This window comes from Rathayibacter sp. SD072, assembly GCF_017355185.1.
Lineage (GTDB): Bacteria > Actinomycetota > Actinomycetes > Actinomycetales > Microbacteriaceae > Rathayibacter.
On the sequence record NZ_JADILJ010000002.1, the window covers coordinates 48,885 to 65,615 of the forward strand.

Here is a 16,731-nt window from a genome sequence, read left to right on the forward strand (position 1 = left end):
GCGACGCACCGCCCCGTCCTCGTGACGGTCATCCGCTCAGGCAGCAGCAGAAGGAGCACCGTGAGCTTCACGTCGCCGATCCAACTCCCCGGACTCGCCCTCGATCCCCAGTGGTACCGCCGTGCGGTGTTCTACGAGGTCATGATCCGGTCGTACTACGACTCGAACGGGGACGGCGCCGGCGACATCAACGGACTGGCGTCCAAGCTCGACTACCTGCAGTGGCTCGGCATCGACGCGCTCTGGCTCCCGCCCTTCTACATGTCGCCGCTGCGCGACGGCGGCTACGACGTCTCGGACTTCAAGGCGATCCTCCCCGAGTTCGGCACGATGGAGGACTTCCGCGATCTGGTGCGCAAGGCGCACGAGCGCAACATGCGCATCGTCATGGACTTCCCGCTGAACCACACCAGCGACCAGCACGAGTGGTTCCAGCAGTCGCGATCCGACCCCGAGGGGCCCTACGGCGACTTCTACGTCTGGAACGACACCGACGACCGCTACCCCGACATCCGCATCATCTTCGTCGACACCGAGGACTCGAACTGGGCGTTCGACTCCGAGCGCCGGCAGTTCTACTTCCACCGCTTCTTCTCGCACCAGCCGGACCTCAACTTCGAGAACCCGGCAGTCCACGAGGCGATCCACGACGTGGTCAAGTTCTGGCTCGACCTCGGTGTCGACGGCATCCGCCTGGACGCGATCCCCTATCTCTACGAGTCCGACGAGGGCAACGGCGAGGGCGAGCCGCCGACGCACGACTTCATCAAGAACCTCCGCCAGATGGTCGACCGCGACTACCCGGGCCGCATCCTGATCGCGGAGGCGAACCAGTGGCCTCGCGAGGTCGCCGCGTTCTTCGGCACCGAGGAGGAGCCGGAGTGCCACATGGCCTTCGATTTCCCGGTCATGCCCCGCATCTTCTACTCGCTCCGCGCGCAGACGGCCAACGAGTTGAAGAAGGTCCTGTCCGAGACCTTCGACATCCCCACCGGAGCCGCGTGGGGCGTGTTCCTGCGCAACCACGACGAGCTCACGCTCGAGATGGTCTCCGAGGAGTACCGCCAGGCGATGTACGGCTGGTACGCCTACGACCCGCGGATGCGCTCCAACATCGGCATCCGGCGCCGCCTCGCACCGCTGCTCGACAATTCCCGCGCCGAGCTCGAGCTGATCAACGCGCTCCTGTTCTCGCTCGCGGGCAGCCCGTTCCTCTACTACGGCGACGAGATCGGGATGGGCGACAACATCTGGCTCAACGACCGCGACGCCTCCCGCACGCCGATGCAGTGGACGCCCGACCGCAACGCCGGCTTCTCGGCCGCCGACCCCGGCAAGCTCGTGCAGCCGATCGTGCAGTCGCTCGTCTACCACTACAACCAGGTGAACGTGGAGGCGCAGCTCGCCCAGTCCCGCTCACTCCTGCACTGGATGCGGAACGTGCTGCACGTGCGCCGCGGGCACCCGGCCTTCGGCCTGGGCTCCATGCGCGTGCTCGAGACCGACCACGAGTCGGTGCTCGCCTTCGTCCGCGACTACGCCGGCTCCGGCTCCGCAATGGGCGACCAGCCGGAGGAGGTGCTCTGCGTCTTCAGCTTCAACCACAACCCGGTCTCGGTCACCATCACGGACCCCGAGAACCCGGGATCGACGCTCAGCGACCTCTTCGGCGGCGGCCGCTTCCCCGGCTTCTCCGAGGACGGCACTCTGACCATGACGCTGGGCACACAGGGCTTCTTCTGGCTGCACGTCGCCAAGGCGGGTCACGAGCGCTGACGCACGCCCGCGGGGCTTCCGGCCGATGTCGGAGGCCCCGCCTAGGCTGTCCGCGTGAGCATCACCGCAGCGACCGAGCCGACCCTGTTCGATGACGACGCGTTCGATGACGCCCCGTTCGCCGACCGCGTCGTCGGGCATGACGGGGTGCCCCTCCGCGGCGGCGCGGAGCTCGCTCCCGCGGAGGATGCGCCCTGGTTCGATCTGCTGGCCGTCTTCGACCTCGAGACCACCGGCATCGACGTGCGCACGAGTCGCATCGTCACCGCGCACGTGGGTGTGATCGGAGCCGACGGCGAGCCGATCGAGGGCACCACCTGGCTCGCCGATCCCGGCGTCGAGATCCCCGCAGGCGCCAGCGCGGTCCACGGCATCAGCACCGAGCACGCCCGCGCCCACGGCCGTCCCGCCGGCGAGGTCGTCGCCGAGGTGTCGGAGGCCCTGCGCTCCCTGCTCGCGCGGGGCGTCCCGGTCGTCGTCTACAACGCTCCCTACGATCTCTCGCTCCTGGCTCACGAAGCGCGCCGGTGGGGCGTGCCGGTGCTGATCGATCCGAGCCCCGTCATCGACCCGCTCGTCATCGACAAGGCGGTCGACCGCTACCGCAGGGGCAAGCGCACCCTCACCCTCGCCGCCGAGCACTACGGAGTGAGCCTCACCGAGGCGCACGACGCCGGAGCCGACGCCGTCGCCGCCGGCCGGGTCGCCCAGGCGCTGGGTCGCGCGTTCGCCGACGAGCTCGGAGTCGGTGCCGACGCCCTGCACGCCCTGCAGGTCGACTGGTGCCGAGACCAGGCCGAGTCGTTCCAGGAGTACATGCGCCGCGTGCGCGACGAGGCGTTCGTCGCCGACGGAGCGTGGCCCGTCCGCCACTGACGCGTCCCGCTCAGGTGAGGGTGCGGCCGTCGTGCAGCAGCTCGACGTACTCCCTGATCCTGCGCTCACGCGACTCCGGGCGCTTGAGCTGCTGCAGTCGGAAGAGGAACGCGAAGCGCTTCTGCCCGCCGACGGTGTCGAAGAAGGCGCCGGCCGTCGGATCCGACTCGAGCGCCGCGAGCAGGTCGGGAGGCACCTCCGCGCCCTTCTGCCGGTACGCCGCGTCCCAGCGCCCGTCGGTCTTCGCCCGCTCGATCTCGGCGAGACCGGCGGGCCGGATGCGCCCCTCCTCGAGCAGTCGCGCGACGTGCTCGCGGTTCACCTGCGACCAGGGGCTCGCCCGCCGTCGAGGAGTGAACGCCTGGAGCTTGAACTGCTCGTCGAAGGCTCCCGCCTGCCCGTCGATCCAGCCGTGGCAGAGCGCGACGTCGAGCGCCTCTGCGTAGGTCAGACCGGGGTCGACGGCAGCCTTCTTCCGCAGCTTCAGCCGCACGCCGCCGGGGTCGGGCGCGTCCGCGAGGTACCCGTCCCACTGGGCTGCGGTGACGAAGGGCAGGATCGGCTTGTCGGCGAAGGACACCATGCCCGGACGCTACCACCGCCCGACGGGACGACGAAGGGCCCCCGACCGCGAGGTCGAGGGCCCTTCGGAGGACGTGCTACTTGCCGAAATTCTTGTAGCGGCTGTTGAACTTCTCGACGCGGCCGGCCGAGTCCATGATGCGCTGCTTGCCCGTGTAGAACGGGTGCGAGGCCGACGAGATCTCGACGTCGATCACCGGGTAGGTGACGCCGTCGAGCTCGATGGTCTTGCTGCTCTTCGCGGTCGAGCGGGTGAGGAAGGTCTCACCGGAGGCGAGGTCGCGGAAGACGATCGCGGAGTACTCGGGGTGGATGTCGGTCTTCATGGTCGTGTCCTGTCGCTCGTTGGTCCTGAACCGCACCTGTCGTCGACGGGAACGGGTGGAAGAGGTGGTGGGCGCACGAGAACGGGCCCGAACCAGCTACCGAGAATAGCAGATCTGAGGGGTCCCCAGAAGGAGCGCCCGACCCGATCTCGGCGAGTCGCTCAGCTGCGGGCGCGAGCGGAGTAGCGGCCGTCCTCGCGGGTGAGGGCGATGTCGAGGCCGAAGGTGTCCGACAGGGTCTGCTCGGTCAGAGCCTCGGCGAGCGGACCGGACGCGACGACCGCGCCGTCGCGCAGCAGCAGTGCGTGGGTGAAGCCCTCGGGGATCTCCTCCACGTGGTGCGTCACCATGACGATCGCCGGGGAGGCAGGGTCCTTCGCGAAGCCTCCGAGCAGCTGCACGAGCTCCTCGCGGGCGCCGAGGTCGAGACTCGCAGCGGGCTCGTCGAGCAGGAGGAGCTCGGGGTCGGTCATGATGGCGCGCGCGATCTGCACGCGCTTCTGCTCACCGTCCGAGAGGGTGCCGAAGGTGCGCTCGGCGAGGTGGTCGAGCTTCCACTCGGCCAGGACCCGACGCGCCCGTCGCTCGTCCACCGCGTCGTACGACTCGTTCCAGCGTCCGGTGACCGAGTAGGCGGCGGTCATCACGACGTCGAGCACCGACTCGTCGGCCGGCAGGCGACGCGCCATCGCGGTCGACGCGTAGCCGATCCGGGGGCGCAGCTCGAAGACGTCGACGCGGCCGAGGGTCTCGTCGAGGATCTGCGCCGTGCCGCTGGAGGGGTAGTTCTGCGCCGCGGCGACCTGGAGGATCGACGTCTTGCCTGCACCGTTGGGTCCGAGGACGACCCAGCGGTCCTCCTCGGCCACGGCCCACTCGATGTGATCGAGGATCCGCTTGCCGTTCCGGACGAAGGAGACATCGGAGAACGAGACGACGCTGGGCATGCGTCCAATCCTAAAGGGAGCCGGCCGAGGGATCAGACGAGCGACTCGTAGATCGCCCGGGTGTCGCGCGCGATCTGCGTCCAGCTGAAGTCGCTCTGCGCGCGCTCGCGACCCGCCGCGCCCATCCGCTTGGCCGCTTCCGGGTCCGCCACGACCTCGGCGAGGACCGCCGCGAGGTCGGCGACGTACGTGTCGGGGTCCACCGGCGTGCCGGTCCCGTCGGTGACCTGCTCGATCGGGACCAGGCGCCCGGTGACGCCGTCGACGACGACCTCCGGGATGCCTCCGGTCGCGGTGCCCACGACGGCCGCTCCGCACGCCATCGCCTCGAGATTCACGATGCCCAGCGGCTCGTAGATGGAGGGGCAGACGAACGTCGTCGCCGCGGTCAGCACAGCGGAGAGCTCGTGGCGGGGCAGGTGGCGGTCGATCCAGACGACGCCGGTCCGCTCCTCCTGGAGTCCGCGCACCAGGGCCGTGACCTCCGCCATGATCTCGGGGGTGTCGGGGGCTCCCGCGCACAGCACGAGCTGCACCTCGGGAGGCAGGGTCGCCGCCGCGCGCAAGAGGTAGGGCAGCCCCTTCTGCCGCGTGATGCGGCCGACGAAGACCACGGAGGGGCGCGACGGGTCGATCCCGAGTCCCTCGAGCACGGTCGTGTCGTCGACGGGGTGCCAGGCGTCGAGGTCGATGCCGTTGTAGACCACGTGCACCTTCGCCGGGTCCAGCGCGGGGTAGGAGCGGAGGATGTCCGCGCGCATCCCGCCCGAGACGGCGATCACGGCGTCCGCGTTCTCGTACGCCTCGCGCTCGATCCAGCTCGAGACGCGGTACCCGCCGCCGAGCTGCTCGGCCTTCCAGGGTCGCAGCGGCTCGAGGCTGTGGGCCGAGACGACGTGCGGGATGCCGTGGAGCAGCTGCGCCAGGCGGCCGGCCGCGTTCGCGTACCAGGTGTGGGAGTGGACGAGGTCGGCGCCCGCCGCGTCCTGCGCGATCTGCAGATCGACGCCCAGGGTCTGCAGAGCTCCGTTGGCCTGCGCGAGCTCCGCCGGCACCGGGTAGGCGAACGCACCCGGCTCGTCCCGCGGGGCACCGAAGCAGCGGACCACGACCTCGAGGTCGCTGCGCAGCGCCTTGGTGAGCTCGGCGACATGGACGCCCGCTCCCCCGTACACCTCGGGCGGATATTCCTTGGTCAGCAGATCGACTCGCACACCCGAACCGTAGTACAGCGGATTCCCTCGCGACAGCCGTGGTCCCGCGCACTGCCCCACCCCCTACTGTTGAGCCATGCAGTCAAAGAAGATCTTCGGCATCGTCCTCGCCGGCGGCGAGGGCAAGCGGCTCATGCCCCTGACGGCCGACCGGGCGAAGCCCGCGGTCCCGTTCGGCGGCCAGTACCGTCTGATCGACTTCGCGCTGTCGAACCTGATCAACTCGGGGCTCACGCAGATCGTCGTGCTGACGCAGTACAAGTCGCACTCGCTCGACCGCCACGTCTCGCAGACCTGGCGCCTGTCCGGCCTCCTCAACTCCTACGTCGCCTCCGTGCCGGCGCAGCAGCGTCTGGGCAAGCGGTGGTTCAGCGGCTCGGCCGACGCGATCCTGCAGAGCCTCAACCTCATCCGCGACGAGAAGCCCGACATCGTGGTCGTGGTCGGCGCCGATCACGTGTACCGCATGGACTTCTCGCAGATGATCGCCGCGCACATCGCGTCGGGGGCGAAGGCCACGGTCGCCGCCATCCGCCAGCCGATCGAGCTCGCCGACCAGTTCGGCGTCATCCAGCTCGCGGGAGACGAGGCGGGCGACGGGATCGTCCCCACGAAGATCGCCGAGTTCCTCGAGAAGCCCAAGGACCCGGTCGGTCTGGCCGACTCCCCGCACGAGGTCCTGGCCTCGATGGGCAACTACGTCTTCGACGCCGACGCCCTCATCGACGCGGTCATCCGCGACGGCGAGCTCCCGACCTCCGCGCACGACATGGGCGGCGACATCATCCCCGACTTCGTCGCACGCGGCGAGGCGGGCGTCTACGACCTCAAGCTCAACGAGGTCCCCGGGTCCACCGATCGCGACCGCTACTACTGGCGCGACGTGGGGACCATCGACTCCTTCTTCGAAGCGCACCAGGACCTCATCTCGGCCCTGCCCGTCTTCAACCTCTACAACCAGCAGTGGCCCATCTTCTCGTCGCAGCTGAACTCGCCGCCGGCGAAGATCGTCCGCGACGGCAAGGGCAACATGGGATCGACCGTCGACTCCGTCGTCTCGCTCGGCACCGTGATCTCCGGAGCGCACATCGAGCGCAGCGTCGTGGGCCCGTGGACCGTGATCGAGTCGAACGCGACAGTGAGCGACTCCGTGGTCTTCGACAAGGTCCGCATCGGCCCGGACGCGCTGGTGGTGCGCGCTATCCTCGACAAGGACGTCGTCGTCGAGCCCGGCGCGCGTGTCGGCGTCGATCACGGCCACGACCGCGAGCGCGGGTTCACCGTCACCGACTCGGGGATCACCGTCGTCGGCAAGGGCGTCGTCGTCCGCCCGTAGCACCCCAGCGGGCCGAGAGCACTGCGCCTCCGCGCGACCGGCGAGACCGGCACGCGGCCGACCGATTGGCCCCTCATGAGTGAGCGTCCCGCGACGCCTGCCCGCTTCCTCGTCGTCCTGGACGCCGATTCCACTCTGCTGCAGGACGAGGTGATCGAGCTCCTCGCCGCTCACGCGGGATCCGAGGAGCAGGTCGCCGAGGTCACCGAGCGCGCCATGCGCGGCGAGATCGACTTCGGCGAGAGCCTGCGCGAGCGCGTCGCGACGCTGGCGGGCGTCCCCGAGAGCGTCTGCGCGAGCGTGCGGGCCGGACTGCGGGTCACGCCCGGGGTGCAGGAGCTGATCGCAGGAGTGCACGCGGCGGGCGGCCGGATCGGCGTCGTCTCCGGCGGGTTCCACGAGGTGCTCGATCCCGTCGCCGAGGAGCTCGGGCTCGACTACGCCCGGGCGAACCGCCTCGCCCAGCGCGACGGCGTGCTGACCGGAACGGTCGACGGGCCGGTCGTCGACGCCCACGCGAAAGCCGCGGCCCTCCTCGAGTGGGCGGCGGACGCCGGCGTCCCCGTCGGGCGGACCATCGCGATCGGCGACGGAGCGAACGACCTCGAGATGATGGCGACCGCCGCCCTCGCCGTCGCCTTCAACGCCAAGCCGCTGGTGCGCGAGCGCGCCGACCTGGTGGTGGACGGCATCGATCTCAGCCAGCTGCTGCCGGTCCTGGGCCTGCGGGGCTGAGGGCGGGCGTCACGCTCCCGCGAGCGCGACGAGCGCGGCGCATCCGAGGGCGAGCGTCCAGCTGACGAGCGAGCCGACCAGGAAGTACTCGGCCTTCGAGCCGCGATCGCCGTCCCGGGAGATCTCGGGGAAGCGCACGATCCCCTTGGCTGCGAAGACGGCGCCGGCGAGCCCGATCGCACCGGACAGCGTGAGTCCGGCGACCAGGATCCGCTCGAGAGGACCGATCGCGCGCCCGCCCCGGAGATCGGGCTGCGGCACCTCCTGCTCCGCTGGACGCGAGAAGCGGGCCCGGAGCGAGAAGCCGCGGCGGACGGTCGCGCGCTCGGTGCCCGGCACGGTCTCGCGGTGGAGGGCGGCCCGCACGATCACGTTCCCGGTCTCGAGCAGGAGCAGTGCGGCGCCGACGGCGAGGAGGACCTGCTCGAGCGACCGACCGCGAGCGGGAGGATCGAGAGCGGTCCAGGCGTCGACGAGGGGACCCTCGAGGCCGGGCGCGGCGCGGTCGACGACGGTGAGCGTGAGGACTGCGACCGCCAGGCCGACGACGGCTCGCACCCCTCCCGGCGGGCGGCGCCCGGCCTCGGTGGTGGAGACGAGGAGCCAGAGGGCGGCGAGGACCACGACGACCGCCGCTCCGACGACCGGAGCACCCAGGCCCGCCACCGAGGCGACCACCGCCGCCGTGCCGAGGACGACGATCGCGACCGTCGCCGCCGTGCGGCCGAGGTGGGTGCGCAGCACATCCGACCCGCCGACCAGGACGAGCAGCAGGGCGGTCAGCACGCGTCCTCCAGCAGCCTCGACCCGGTGAGCAGAGCCTGCGCACCGGCCCGGCGCAGGGCCTGCGACACCGCGGACTGCGAGATCGACTCCTGCTCCGCAAGGACCCTCTGCGGGACCGCACGCGCGGTCCCGAGGACGAGCCGACGGTCCCGCGGGCTCAGGGGGGCGACGAGCGCGTCGCGCGCGAGCAGGTACGCGTTGACAGCGGCCTCCTCCGGACCCGGTGAGTCGGAGCCGACGAACCATCCGCGGGCGGTGGGGACGGCGCCGTCCTCGAGCCGGTGCGCACGGTCGATCGCCTCTCTCGCCCGCCACCAGCCCGAACCGTCCTGCAGCCCTCCCGCGACCCCGGTCCCGATGACGCGGACCTCGCCTCGACCCAGACCGATACGGCAGTCGATTCCCGCCGGCAGCGAGAGCCGCGCCAGGAGGGTCGCCGCCAACGCCGACGGAAGGGTCGGGTAGACGGCCTGGAACTCGTCGCCCACCGTCGGGTGCAGCGGCTCGAGCGGGGGGACGGCCCGATCCACTTCGGCGAATCCCCGCTCGACGTCCCGCTGGACGGCCTCGCGGTCCTCGATGCGGCGTGAATCGACCAGGTCGACCAGGACCGCGATGACCTCGGCTGCGCTCATTGCATCAGCTTAGGGCTGATATCGGACGGATATAAGCCCTGAACTGATGTGTCAGTGGCCCATCCCGAGACCGCCGTCGACGGGGATGACGGCTCCGGAGATGTACGCCGCCTCGTCCCCTGCGAGCCAGCGGGTGACCTTCGCCACCTCGCCCGCGGTCCCGTAGCGGCCGAGCGGGATGTTCTTCCGGTACTCGGCCTGCTGCTCGGCCGGCAGCTCCGCCGTCATATCGGTCTCGATGAACCCGGGCGCGACGACGTTCGCCGTGATGTTCCGGGCACCCAGCTCGCGGGTGAGCGACCGCGCGAATCCTACGAGGGCCGCCTTCGACGACGAGTAGTTGATCTGCCCGGGCGAGCCGTAGAGGCCCACGACGCTCGAGATCAGCACGACACGGCCGAACCTCTGCTTGAGCATGCCCTTCGACGCGCGCTTGACGACCCGGAACGCGCCGGTGAGATTCGTGTCGAGGACCGAGGTGAAGTCCTCCTCGCTCATGCGCAGCAGGAGCGTGTCGCGGGTGATGCCCGCATTCGCGACGACGACCTCGACCGGGCCCAGCTCCGCCTCCACCTGGGTGAACGCGGCGTCGACGGAGGCGGAGTCGGTGACGTCGGCCACGACGGTGAGCGAGCCGGCCGGTCCCGAGCCGGAGCGGGCGGTGACCGCGACCCGGTGCCCCGCGGCGACGAACTCCTCGGCGATCGCGTAGCCGATCCCTCGGTTGCCTCCGGTGACGAGGACGGTGCGGGGCGTGGTCATGATGTCCCTCCTGCCGACGCGCAGGTGACGCCGGACGACCCGTACATCCTAGGGGCGACCTGCGCAACACATCCGGAGATCCCGCCCTCACCGCTCGGCTCCCGCGCGCGCGACGTAGGCTTGTACAGCTGTGAAACCTCGCGAATCGCTCACCTCCCTCCCGCCGTCGCCGACCGCGGAGCGCCGCGCGCGCGCGATCAAGTACTCCATCGCGATGGGCATCCGCATGGTCTGCGTGATCTGCCTCATCTTCGCCCAGGGCTGGTGGCTCGCCTTCTTCGCGATCGGCGCCATCGTCCTCCCCTATTTCGCCGTGGTGCTCGCCAACGTGGGCGGGATCGGCGAGAGCGGGAACGTCCAGCGGCCCGGGGCGATCGTCCTCTCCCGCCCCGTGCCGCCCCCCGCGCCCGTGCCCGAGAGCAGCCCGAGCGCCGAGGGCGGCGAGCCGCCGGCGGACAGGCCGTGATCCCGCTCGGCACGACGCCCGATCGGCACACCTGCTCGCGAGCAGGCTGCACCACGACGGCGACCTGGGCCGTAGAGTGGCGGAATCCGCGGATCCACGCGGAGGACCGGCGCAAGACCTGGCTCGCCTGCGGTGAGCACCTCGAGTTCCTCCGCGAGTTCCTCGCCGCACGGGAGTTCCCGCTCGAGGTGAGACCGCTCTACACGACCGACCGGGGGACGACGCGTTGACCGCTTCCGCGCCGAGGCCCTCCTGGAGGTTCGTCCTCTCCCGCCGCTGGTTCGGCTACCTCGCTCTCGCCGTGGTGTTCGCCGTCGCCTGCGTGCTGCTCTCGCGCTGGCAGGTCGCCCGACTGGACGAGGCCGCGACGACGAACCGCCTGGTCACCGAGAACTGGACGGCCGATCCGGTTCCGCTGGACGGCCTGATCGGCCGCGGCGATCCGTGGGACGACGCCCTCGAATACCGGCCCGTCGAGGTGACGGGGGTGTACGAGACGCAGGACGAGACCCTCGTCCGCAACCGCCCGTACAACGGCAACCCCGGCTTCGAGGTGCTCACGCCGCTGCGGCTGGTCGACGGCAGCGTCTTCGTCGTTGATCGGGGCTGGGTCCCGGTCGGCCAGGAGCAGGACTCTCCGGATGCGGTGCCCGCTCCGCCGGAGGGCGAGGTGACGGTCACTGCGCGGCTCAAGCCGAGCGAGGGCCGCATCGAGGGCCGCTCGGCTCCCGCGGGGCAGATCGCGACCATCCAGCTCGAGGACCTCGGCGCCCAGCTGGACGAGCCCGTCCGCACAAGTGCGTTCGGCCTGCTCGTCGCGGAGGTTCCGCAACCGATCGACACTCCGCCGCTCGCCGAGCTGAAGCCGGTCGCCGACGAGGGACTGCACATCAGCTACGCCATCCAGTGGGTGCTGTTCGCCCTCATGGGCTTCGGCGGTCTCGGCTGGGCGGTGCGGCACGAGTACCGACTGCGCAACGCCGACGATCCCGAGGTCGTCGCCGCGGAGCAGCGGCGGGAGCAACGGCGCCTCAAGCGCGGCCGCAGCGACGCCGAGATCGAGGACGAGCTCCTCGACGCGCGCCGCTGACCCCGTCCGCTCGGCGGGACCGGCGGGCGCGGGCCGTTCTCAGGCCAGCATGATCAGGTCGAGGTAGTCCGAGGTCCAGTGGTCCTCGGTGCCCTCGGGCATGATGAGCACCCGCTCGGGGTTCAGCGCCTCGACGGCGCCCTCGTCGTGGCTGACCAGGACGACCGCTCCCTCGTAGTGCGCCAGTGCGTCGAGGATCTCGTCGCGACTCGCAGGGTCGAGGTTGTTGGTCGGCTCGTCCAGCAGCAGCACGTTGGCGCCCGAGACGACGATCATCGCGAGCGCGAGCCGGGTCTTCTCCCCGCCCGAGAGCACGCCCGCCGGCTTGTGGGAGTCGTCGCCCGTGAACAGGAACGAGCCGAGCACGCGGCGCGCCTCGGTCTCGGTGAGGTTCGGGCTGCTCGACACCATGTTCTCGAGCACCGAGCGCTTCACATCGATGGTCTCGTGCTCCTGCGCGTAGTACCCGATGCGCAGCCCGTGGCCCGCCTCGATGACTCCGGTGTCCGGGGCGTCCACGCCTCCGAGGATCCGGAGCAGGGTGGTCTTGCCCGCGCCGTTCAGACCCAGGATCACGACCTTCGAGCCGCGGTCGATCGCCAGATCGACAGCGGTGAAGATCTCGAGCGAGCCGTAGCTCTTCGAGAGGTTCTCCGCCTGCAGCGGGGTGCGGCCGCAGGGCATCGGAGTCGGGAAGCGCAGCTTCGCGACACGATCGACGGCGCGCACCTCCTCGAGGCCGCTCATCATCTTCTCGGCGCGCGCCACCATCTGGTGCGCAGCGGCGGCCTTCGACGCCTTCGCCCCGAAGCGGGCCGCCTGGAGCTGCAGTGCACCGGCCTTCTTCTCGACGTTGGCGCGCTCCTTCTTGCGGCGCTCCTCGTCGGCGGCGCGCTGGCGCTGGTAGTTCTTCCAGTTCATGTTGTAGACGTCGATGACCTGGCGGTTGGCGTCGAGGTAGAACACGCGGTTGACCGTCTCGCCGACGAGCTCGATGTCGTGGCTGATGACGATGAATCCGCCGCGGTAGTTCTTGAGGAACTCCCGCAGCCAGACGACGGAGTCCGCATCGAGGTGGTTGGTCGGCTCGTCGAGGATCAGGGTGCTGGCGTCCGAGAAGAGGATGCGCGCGAGCTCGATGCGCCGGCGCTGTCCGCCCGACAGCGTCTTCAACGGCTGGTCGAGGATCCGGTCGGGCAGGTTGAGGTTGCTCGCGATGGAGGCGGCCTCCGCCTCGGCCGCATACCCGCCCAATGCGAGGAAGCGGTCGGTGAGGTTGCCGTACTTCTTCATGCCCGCCGCGCTCACGGCCGGGTCGCTGCTCGACATCGCCTCGGTCGCCTCCGTCATGCCGACCACCAGCGACCCGAGGCCGCGGGCGTCGAGGATGCGCGTGCGGGCCAGCTCCTCCGGGTCACCGGAGCGCGGGTCCTGCGGGAGGTACCCGATCTCGCCGCCGCGGTCGACCGTGCCCTTCGCGGCGATCAGATCGCCCGCGAGGACCTTCGTCAGCGTCGTCTTCCCCGCTCCGTTGCGGCCGACGAGGCCCACCTTGTCGCCGTCGCCCACCCGGAAGGAGACGTTCTCCATCAGGAGTCGGGCGCCGACTCGGAGTTCGAGATCGTGCACGCTCAGCACAGTGCTGTCCGTTCTCGCCAAGAATTGGCGGTCGCTTCGGGAGGTCTGGGGCAAAGGGCCGCGATGCGGCAGCCCCCTAGTATATTTCCTGAGCCGCGGAGCGGGTTCACGTCCGCTCAGCGCGGACGGCGGCCCCGTCCTCGGCCGCTCTCGTTCCCCGCTCCTGCGCGACACGGCCTTTGGAGACACCCATGTCCAGCTATTCGCTCGCTCCGTCGCGACCGGTCCTCGCCGACCGCCTGTTCGCGCGCTCGATCGTCACCGATCTCGTCCTCGTCGTCGCCGCGGCGGCGCTCACCGCCGGGATGGCGCAGCTCTACATCCCGATGTGGCCCGTGCCGATCACGGGGCAGACGTTCGCCGTGCTGCTCGTGGGCACCACGCTCGGCGCCGTCCGCGGCGCCCTCTCGATGGGCGTCTACGCCCTCGTCGGCGCTCTCGGAGTCCCGGTCTTCACGGAGGGCTCGAGCGGCTGGGCCGTCCTCGCCGGCCCGACGGGCGGGTACATCGTCGGTTTCGTCCTCGCCGCGATCGTGACCGGGTGGCTCGCGCAGCGGCAGTGGGACCGCCGCGTGGTCGGCACGCTCGTCACCTTCCTCGCCGGAACGGCGACCATCTACCTCGTCGGTCTCCCCTGGCTGGCGACCGCGCTGGGCTCGCTCGGCTACCCGGCCGATCTCGGCTCGGTGCTGAACGCCGGGCTCGTGCCGTTCCTGGTGGGCGACGCCCTCAAGATCCTCGTCGCCGCGGCCCTGCTGCCGACCACCTGGGCGCTGCTGCGCCGCCGCTCGAGCTGAGCGCTCGGCGGGTACGGCGAAGGGCCGGGAGGATCATCCTCCCGGCCCTTCGCCGTACCGCCTCAGATCGAGAAGCCGAGCGCGCGCATCATGTCGCGGCCGTCGTCCGTGATCCGCTCGGGACCCCACGGCGGCATCCAGACCCAGTTGATCCGGAACGCCTCGACGATGCCGTCGAGCGACTCGGCGGTCTGCTCCTCGAGCACATCGGTCAGCGGGCAGCCCGCCGACGTGAGCGTCATGTGGATGACCAGGGCGTCGTTCTCGTCGTCCCAGCCGAGGTCGTAGATCAGGCCCAGGTCGACGACGTTGATCCCGAGCTCGGGATCCATGACGTCCTTGAGGGCCTCCTCGACCTGGTCGAAGAGCTTCGGCTCGAGCGTCGTGACGGCCATGGTCAGGCCGTCGCCGTCGTGAGGAAGCGGTCGTAGCCCTCGTCCTCGAGTCGCGTGGCGAGCTCCTTGCCGCCCTGCTCGGCGACGCGGCCGGCGACGAAGACGTGCACGAAGTCGGGCTGGATGTAGCGGAGGATCCGCGTGTAGTGCGTGATCAGGAGCACGCCGAGGCCTGTGTTCGCGTGAGCGCGGTTCACACCCTCCGAGACGATCTTGAGCGCGTCGACGTCGAGACCGGAGTCGGTCTCGTCGAGGACCGCGAACTGCGGGGCGAGCAGCTCGAGCTGGAGGATCTCGTTGCGCTTCTTCTCGCCGCCCGAGAAGCCCTCGTTGACGTTGCGCGCCGCGAAGGACGGGTCCATCCGCAGGTTGCCCATGGCCGCCTTGACGTCCTTGGTCCAGGTGCGGATCGCCGGCGCCTCGCCCGCGATCGCGGTCTTGGCGGTGCGGAGGAAGTTCGTGTTGGTCACTCCCGGGATCTCGACCGGGTACTGCATCGCGAGGAAGAGGCCGGCGCGGGCGCGCTCGTCGACGGACATGTCGAGGACCTCGACGCCGTCGAGCGTGATGGAGCCGCCGTCGACGTGGTACTTGGGGTGCCCTGCGATCGTGTACGCGAGGGTGGACTTGCCGGACCCGTTCGGGCCCATGATCGCGTGGATCTCACCCTGGTTGATGGTGAGGTCGACACCGCGGAGGATCTGCTTGGTCCCCTGCTCGGTCTCGACACTGACGTGGAGATCGCTGATCTGGAGAACGGACATTCAGACTTCCTTCGTGACGGTCGGGTCGATGTAGACGTCGCCGTCGATGATCTCGACGACGAAGACGGGGACCGGCTCGTAGGCCGGCAGGTTCAGAGGCGTCCCGGTGCGGAGCGAGAACTGGGACCCGTGCGCCCAGCACTCGAGGCTGTCGCCCTCGACGAAACCCTCGGACAGCGAGATCTCGCCGTGCGTGCAGGTGTCGCCGATGGCGTGGATCTCGCCGGCCGAGTCCTGGACGACGGCGATCGCGACCCCGTCGACCTCGACGCGCATGGCCTGGTTCGGGATCAGCTCCGAGACGGAGCAGATCATCGCGGCGTTGCTCATGCGGTCACCGCCGCCTGGTGCGCGGAGCCCGTCTGGCCGGCGCTGCCGGCGAGCTCGGCCTCGATCGCGAGCTGGAGGCGGTCCTCGAGCTCGGCGACCTTGATCTGCTGGACGATCTCGCTCAGGAAGCCGCGGACGACGAGGCGCCGCGCCTCGTCCTCGCGGATGCCGCGGGACTGCAGGTAGAAGAGCTGCTCGTCGTCGAAGCGGCCGGTCGCCGAGGCGTGGCCCGCTCCGGCGATGTCGCCGGTCTCGATCTCGAGGTTCGGGATGGAGTCGGCACGGGTGCCGTCGGAGAGGACCAGGTTGCGGTTCTGCTCGTAGCTGTCGGTGCCGGTCGCGCTGTTGCGGATCAGGACGTCGCCGATCCAGACCGTGCGGGCGCCCTGGCCCTGCAGCGCGCCCTTGTAGGTCACGCGGCTGCGGGTGTCGGGCGCGTCGTGGTCGACGTACACCTGCTGCTCGAGATGCTGGCCGCCGTCGGCGAAGTAGAGCCCGAAGAGCTCGCCGTCGGCCCCGCGCTCGACGAGGTGCGCGGACGGGTTGACCCGGACGATCGAGCCGCCGAGGGTGACGACGATGTGCTTGACCTTCGCATCGCGACCGACGCGGATGAAGTGGTTCGCCAGGTGGCGCGCCTCGTCGTCCCACTCCTGGACCGTGACGACGGTGAGCTGGGCACCCTCGCCGACCAGGATCTCGACGTTCTCGGCGAGCGTCGCGGCGCCCTCGTTCTGCAGGACGACGACCGCACGGGCGTACGGTGCCGCCTCGATGATCGTGTGCGCAGCGCGGGGGGCGGAGCCGAGACCCGAGCGGACCAGGGTCGCGACCTTCTCGTCCTCGCCCGTGACGCGCACGACGAGGGCCTGCTCGAAGCTCGACCACGCGTTGGCCGCGGCGCGGTCCTCGGGGAGGCCGGCGGTGCCGATCCGCTGGTCGTCGCGGCCGACCCACGAGACCTCCACGCCGTCCACCGCGGTGTGCTCGAACGCGGTCGGGGAGCCGTCGAGGGCTCCGTCGATGAGGTCGGCGAGCCGAGCGACGGGCGTGAGCTTCCAGGCGATCTCGCGTCCGGTGACGGCCTCGAAGGCGTCGATGTCGGCCGATGCGAAGCGCTCCGACCGCGTCTGCACGGGCGTGAAGGCCCCGTCGGAGTGGGCGCGGATGCCCAGGCGCTCGGCAGCGGCCGCGCCGTCGATCTCGGGGGTCGCGGCGCTCGTGGGGACCGTCATCAGGCGGTGGTTCCTTTCGATGGGTGCGGGGCGCCCCGTTC

20 protein-coding genes are annotated in these 16,731 nt (G+C 70.4%); 8 read left to right on the top strand and 12 right to left on the bottom strand.

The features are described from left to right. The first annotated feature begins 60 nt into the window (after nt 1-60). Together treS and IOC53_RS01320 are read left to right on the top strand one after the other, a co-directional pair. Nucleotides 61-1,776: a maltose alpha-D-glucosyltransferase gene (gene treS, locus IOC53_RS01315; protein ID WP_207402592.1), complete on the top strand. Its 1,716-nt coding sequence runs from the start codon at nt 61-63 to the stop codon at nt 1,774-1,776. Between the two features lie 147 nt (nt 1,777-1,923). Next, nucleotides 1,924-2,652: a 3'-5' exonuclease gene (locus IOC53_RS01320; RefSeq protein ID WP_207402678.1), complete on the top strand. Its 729-nt coding sequence runs from the start codon at nt 1,924-1,926 to the stop codon at nt 2,650-2,652. 10 nt (nt 2,653-2,662) lie between these two features. Here IOC53_RS01320 and IOC53_RS01325 read toward each other — a convergent pair whose 3' ends face one another. The 4 genes from IOC53_RS01325 to glgA all read right to left on the bottom strand — a co-directional run bounded on the left by IOC53_RS01325 (nt 2,663) and on the right by glgA (nt 5,721). Beyond that, the gene (locus IOC53_RS01325) at nt 2,663-3,235 is read right to left on the bottom strand and encodes a YdeI family protein (RefSeq protein ID WP_207402593.1); all 573 of its coding nucleotides are present in this window, start codon (nt 3,233-3,235) and stop codon (nt 2,663-2,665) included. A 76-nt stretch (nt 3,236-3,311) separates the two neighbouring features. Continuing rightward, the gene (locus IOC53_RS01330) at nt 3,312-3,560 is read right to left on the bottom strand and encodes a type B 50S ribosomal protein L31 (protein ID WP_068253003.1); all 249 of its coding nucleotides are present in this window, start codon (nt 3,558-3,560) and stop codon (nt 3,312-3,314) included. Nucleotides 3,561-3,721: 161 nt separating this feature from the next. Beyond that, nucleotides 3,722-4,507, bottom strand: a complete 786-nt coding sequence (locus IOC53_RS01335; protein WP_207402594.1) for an ABC transporter ATP-binding protein — start codon at nt 4,505-4,507, stop codon at nt 3,722-3,724. A 32-nt stretch (nt 4,508-4,539) separates the two neighbouring features. Next, the gene (gene glgA, locus IOC53_RS01340; protein WP_207402595.1) at nt 4,540-5,721 is read right to left on the bottom strand and encodes a glycogen synthase; all 1,182 of its coding nucleotides are present in this window, start codon (nt 5,719-5,721) and stop codon (nt 4,540-4,542) included. 76 nt (nt 5,722-5,797) lie between these two features. Between glgA and IOC53_RS01345 the strand changes: the two genes are divergently transcribed. Further along, nucleotides 5,798-7,057 (top strand): glucose-1-phosphate adenylyltransferase, encoded by a 1,260-nt coding sequence (locus IOC53_RS01345; protein WP_207402596.1) that lies wholly within the window; start codon nt 5,798-5,800, stop codon nt 7,055-7,057. A 75-nt stretch (nt 7,058-7,132) separates the two neighbouring features. Beyond that, a complete protein-coding gene (serB, locus tag IOC53_RS01350; protein WP_207402597.1) occupies nt 7,133-7,792 on the top strand; it encodes a phosphoserine phosphatase SerB in 660 nt (219 codons plus the stop codon). Between the two features lie 9 nt (nt 7,793-7,801). Here serB and IOC53_RS01355 read toward each other — a convergent pair whose 3' ends face one another. From IOC53_RS01355 to IOC53_RS01365, 3 genes are read right to left on the bottom strand one after another with little or no spacing between them, the layout of a single operon-like run. Then, nucleotides 7,802-8,578 (bottom strand): hypothetical protein, encoded by a 777-nt coding sequence (locus tag IOC53_RS01355; protein WP_207402598.1) that lies wholly within the window; start codon nt 8,576-8,578, stop codon nt 7,802-7,804. Further along, on the bottom strand, nt 8,572-9,213 hold the full coding sequence (locus IOC53_RS01360) for a SatD family protein (protein ID WP_207402599.1): 642 nt from the start codon (nt 9,211-9,213) through the stop codon (nt 8,572-8,574). The genes IOC53_RS01355 and IOC53_RS01360 overlap by 7 nt, the downstream gene beginning before the upstream one ends. Before the next feature lie 51 nt (nt 9,214-9,264). Continuing rightward, complete coding sequence (locus IOC53_RS01365) at nt 9,265-9,975, bottom strand: beta-ketoacyl-ACP reductase (RefSeq protein WP_207402600.1); 711 nt, start codon at nt 9,973-9,975, stop codon at nt 9,265-9,267. A 130-nt stretch (nt 9,976-10,105) separates the two neighbouring features. Here IOC53_RS01365 and IOC53_RS01370 point away from each other — a divergent pair, with 130 nt between their 5' ends. Genes IOC53_RS01370 through IOC53_RS01380 form a run of 3 tightly spaced genes read left to right on the top strand, consistent with a single transcriptional unit; the run spans nt 10,106 to nt 11,531 of the window. Beyond that, a complete protein-coding gene (locus IOC53_RS01370; RefSeq protein WP_207402601.1) occupies nt 10,106-10,441 on the top strand; it encodes a DUF3099 domain-containing protein in 336 nt (111 codons plus the stop codon). Next, nucleotides 10,438-10,671 (top strand): hypothetical protein, encoded by a 234-nt coding sequence (locus tag IOC53_RS01375; RefSeq protein WP_207402602.1) that lies wholly within the window; start codon nt 10,438-10,440, stop codon nt 10,669-10,671. The genes IOC53_RS01370 and IOC53_RS01375 overlap by 4 nt, the downstream gene beginning before the upstream one ends. Beyond that, nucleotides 10,668-11,531, top strand: coding sequence for an SURF1 family protein (locus tag IOC53_RS01380; protein WP_207402603.1), 864 nt, complete (start codon nt 10,668-10,670; stop codon nt 11,529-11,531). Before IOC53_RS01375 ends, IOC53_RS01380 begins: the two co-directional genes overlap by 4 nt. Nucleotides 11,532-11,570: 39 nt before the next feature. Here the strand turns inward: IOC53_RS01380 and abc-f are convergent, their stop codons facing one another. Next, nucleotides 11,571-13,169 carry a ribosomal protection-like ABC-F family protein gene (abc-f, locus tag IOC53_RS01385; protein WP_207402604.1) on the bottom strand — a complete coding sequence of 533 codons (1,599 nt, stop codon included), beginning with the start codon at nt 13,167-13,169 and terminating at the stop codon, nt 11,571-11,573. A 191-nt stretch (nt 13,170-13,360) separates the two neighbouring features. Between abc-f and IOC53_RS01390 the strand changes: the two genes are divergently transcribed. Beyond that, nucleotides 13,361-13,966: a biotin transporter BioY gene (locus IOC53_RS01390; RefSeq protein WP_207402605.1), complete on the top strand. Its 606-nt coding sequence runs from the start codon at nt 13,361-13,363 to the stop codon at nt 13,964-13,966. A 62-nt stretch (nt 13,967-14,028) separates the two neighbouring features. Here IOC53_RS01390 and IOC53_RS01395 read toward each other — a convergent pair whose 3' ends face one another. The 4 genes from IOC53_RS01395 to sufD are packed head-to-tail and all read right to left on the bottom strand — an operon-like array spanning nt 14,029 to nt 16,690. Further along, complete coding sequence (locus tag IOC53_RS01395) at nt 14,029-14,361, bottom strand: metal-sulfur cluster assembly factor (RefSeq protein WP_055792004.1); 333 nt, start codon at nt 14,359-14,361, stop codon at nt 14,029-14,031. Between the two features lie 2 nt (nt 14,362-14,363). Then, nucleotides 14,364-15,125, bottom strand: coding sequence for a Fe-S cluster assembly ATPase SufC (gene sufC, locus IOC53_RS01400; RefSeq protein ID WP_207402606.1), 762 nt, complete (start codon nt 15,123-15,125; stop codon nt 14,364-14,366). Beyond that, nucleotides 15,126-15,455, bottom strand: coding sequence for a non-heme iron oxygenase ferredoxin subunit (locus IOC53_RS01405; RefSeq protein ID WP_077222834.1), 330 nt, complete (start codon nt 15,453-15,455; stop codon nt 15,126-15,128). After that, nucleotides 15,452-16,690 carry a Fe-S cluster assembly protein SufD gene (gene sufD, locus IOC53_RS01410; RefSeq protein WP_207402607.1) on the bottom strand — a complete coding sequence of 413 codons (1,239 nt, stop codon included), beginning with the start codon at nt 16,688-16,690 and terminating at the stop codon, nt 15,452-15,454. Before sufD ends, IOC53_RS01405 begins: the two co-directional genes overlap by 4 nt. Between the last annotated feature and the right edge of the window lie 41 nt (nt 16,691-16,731).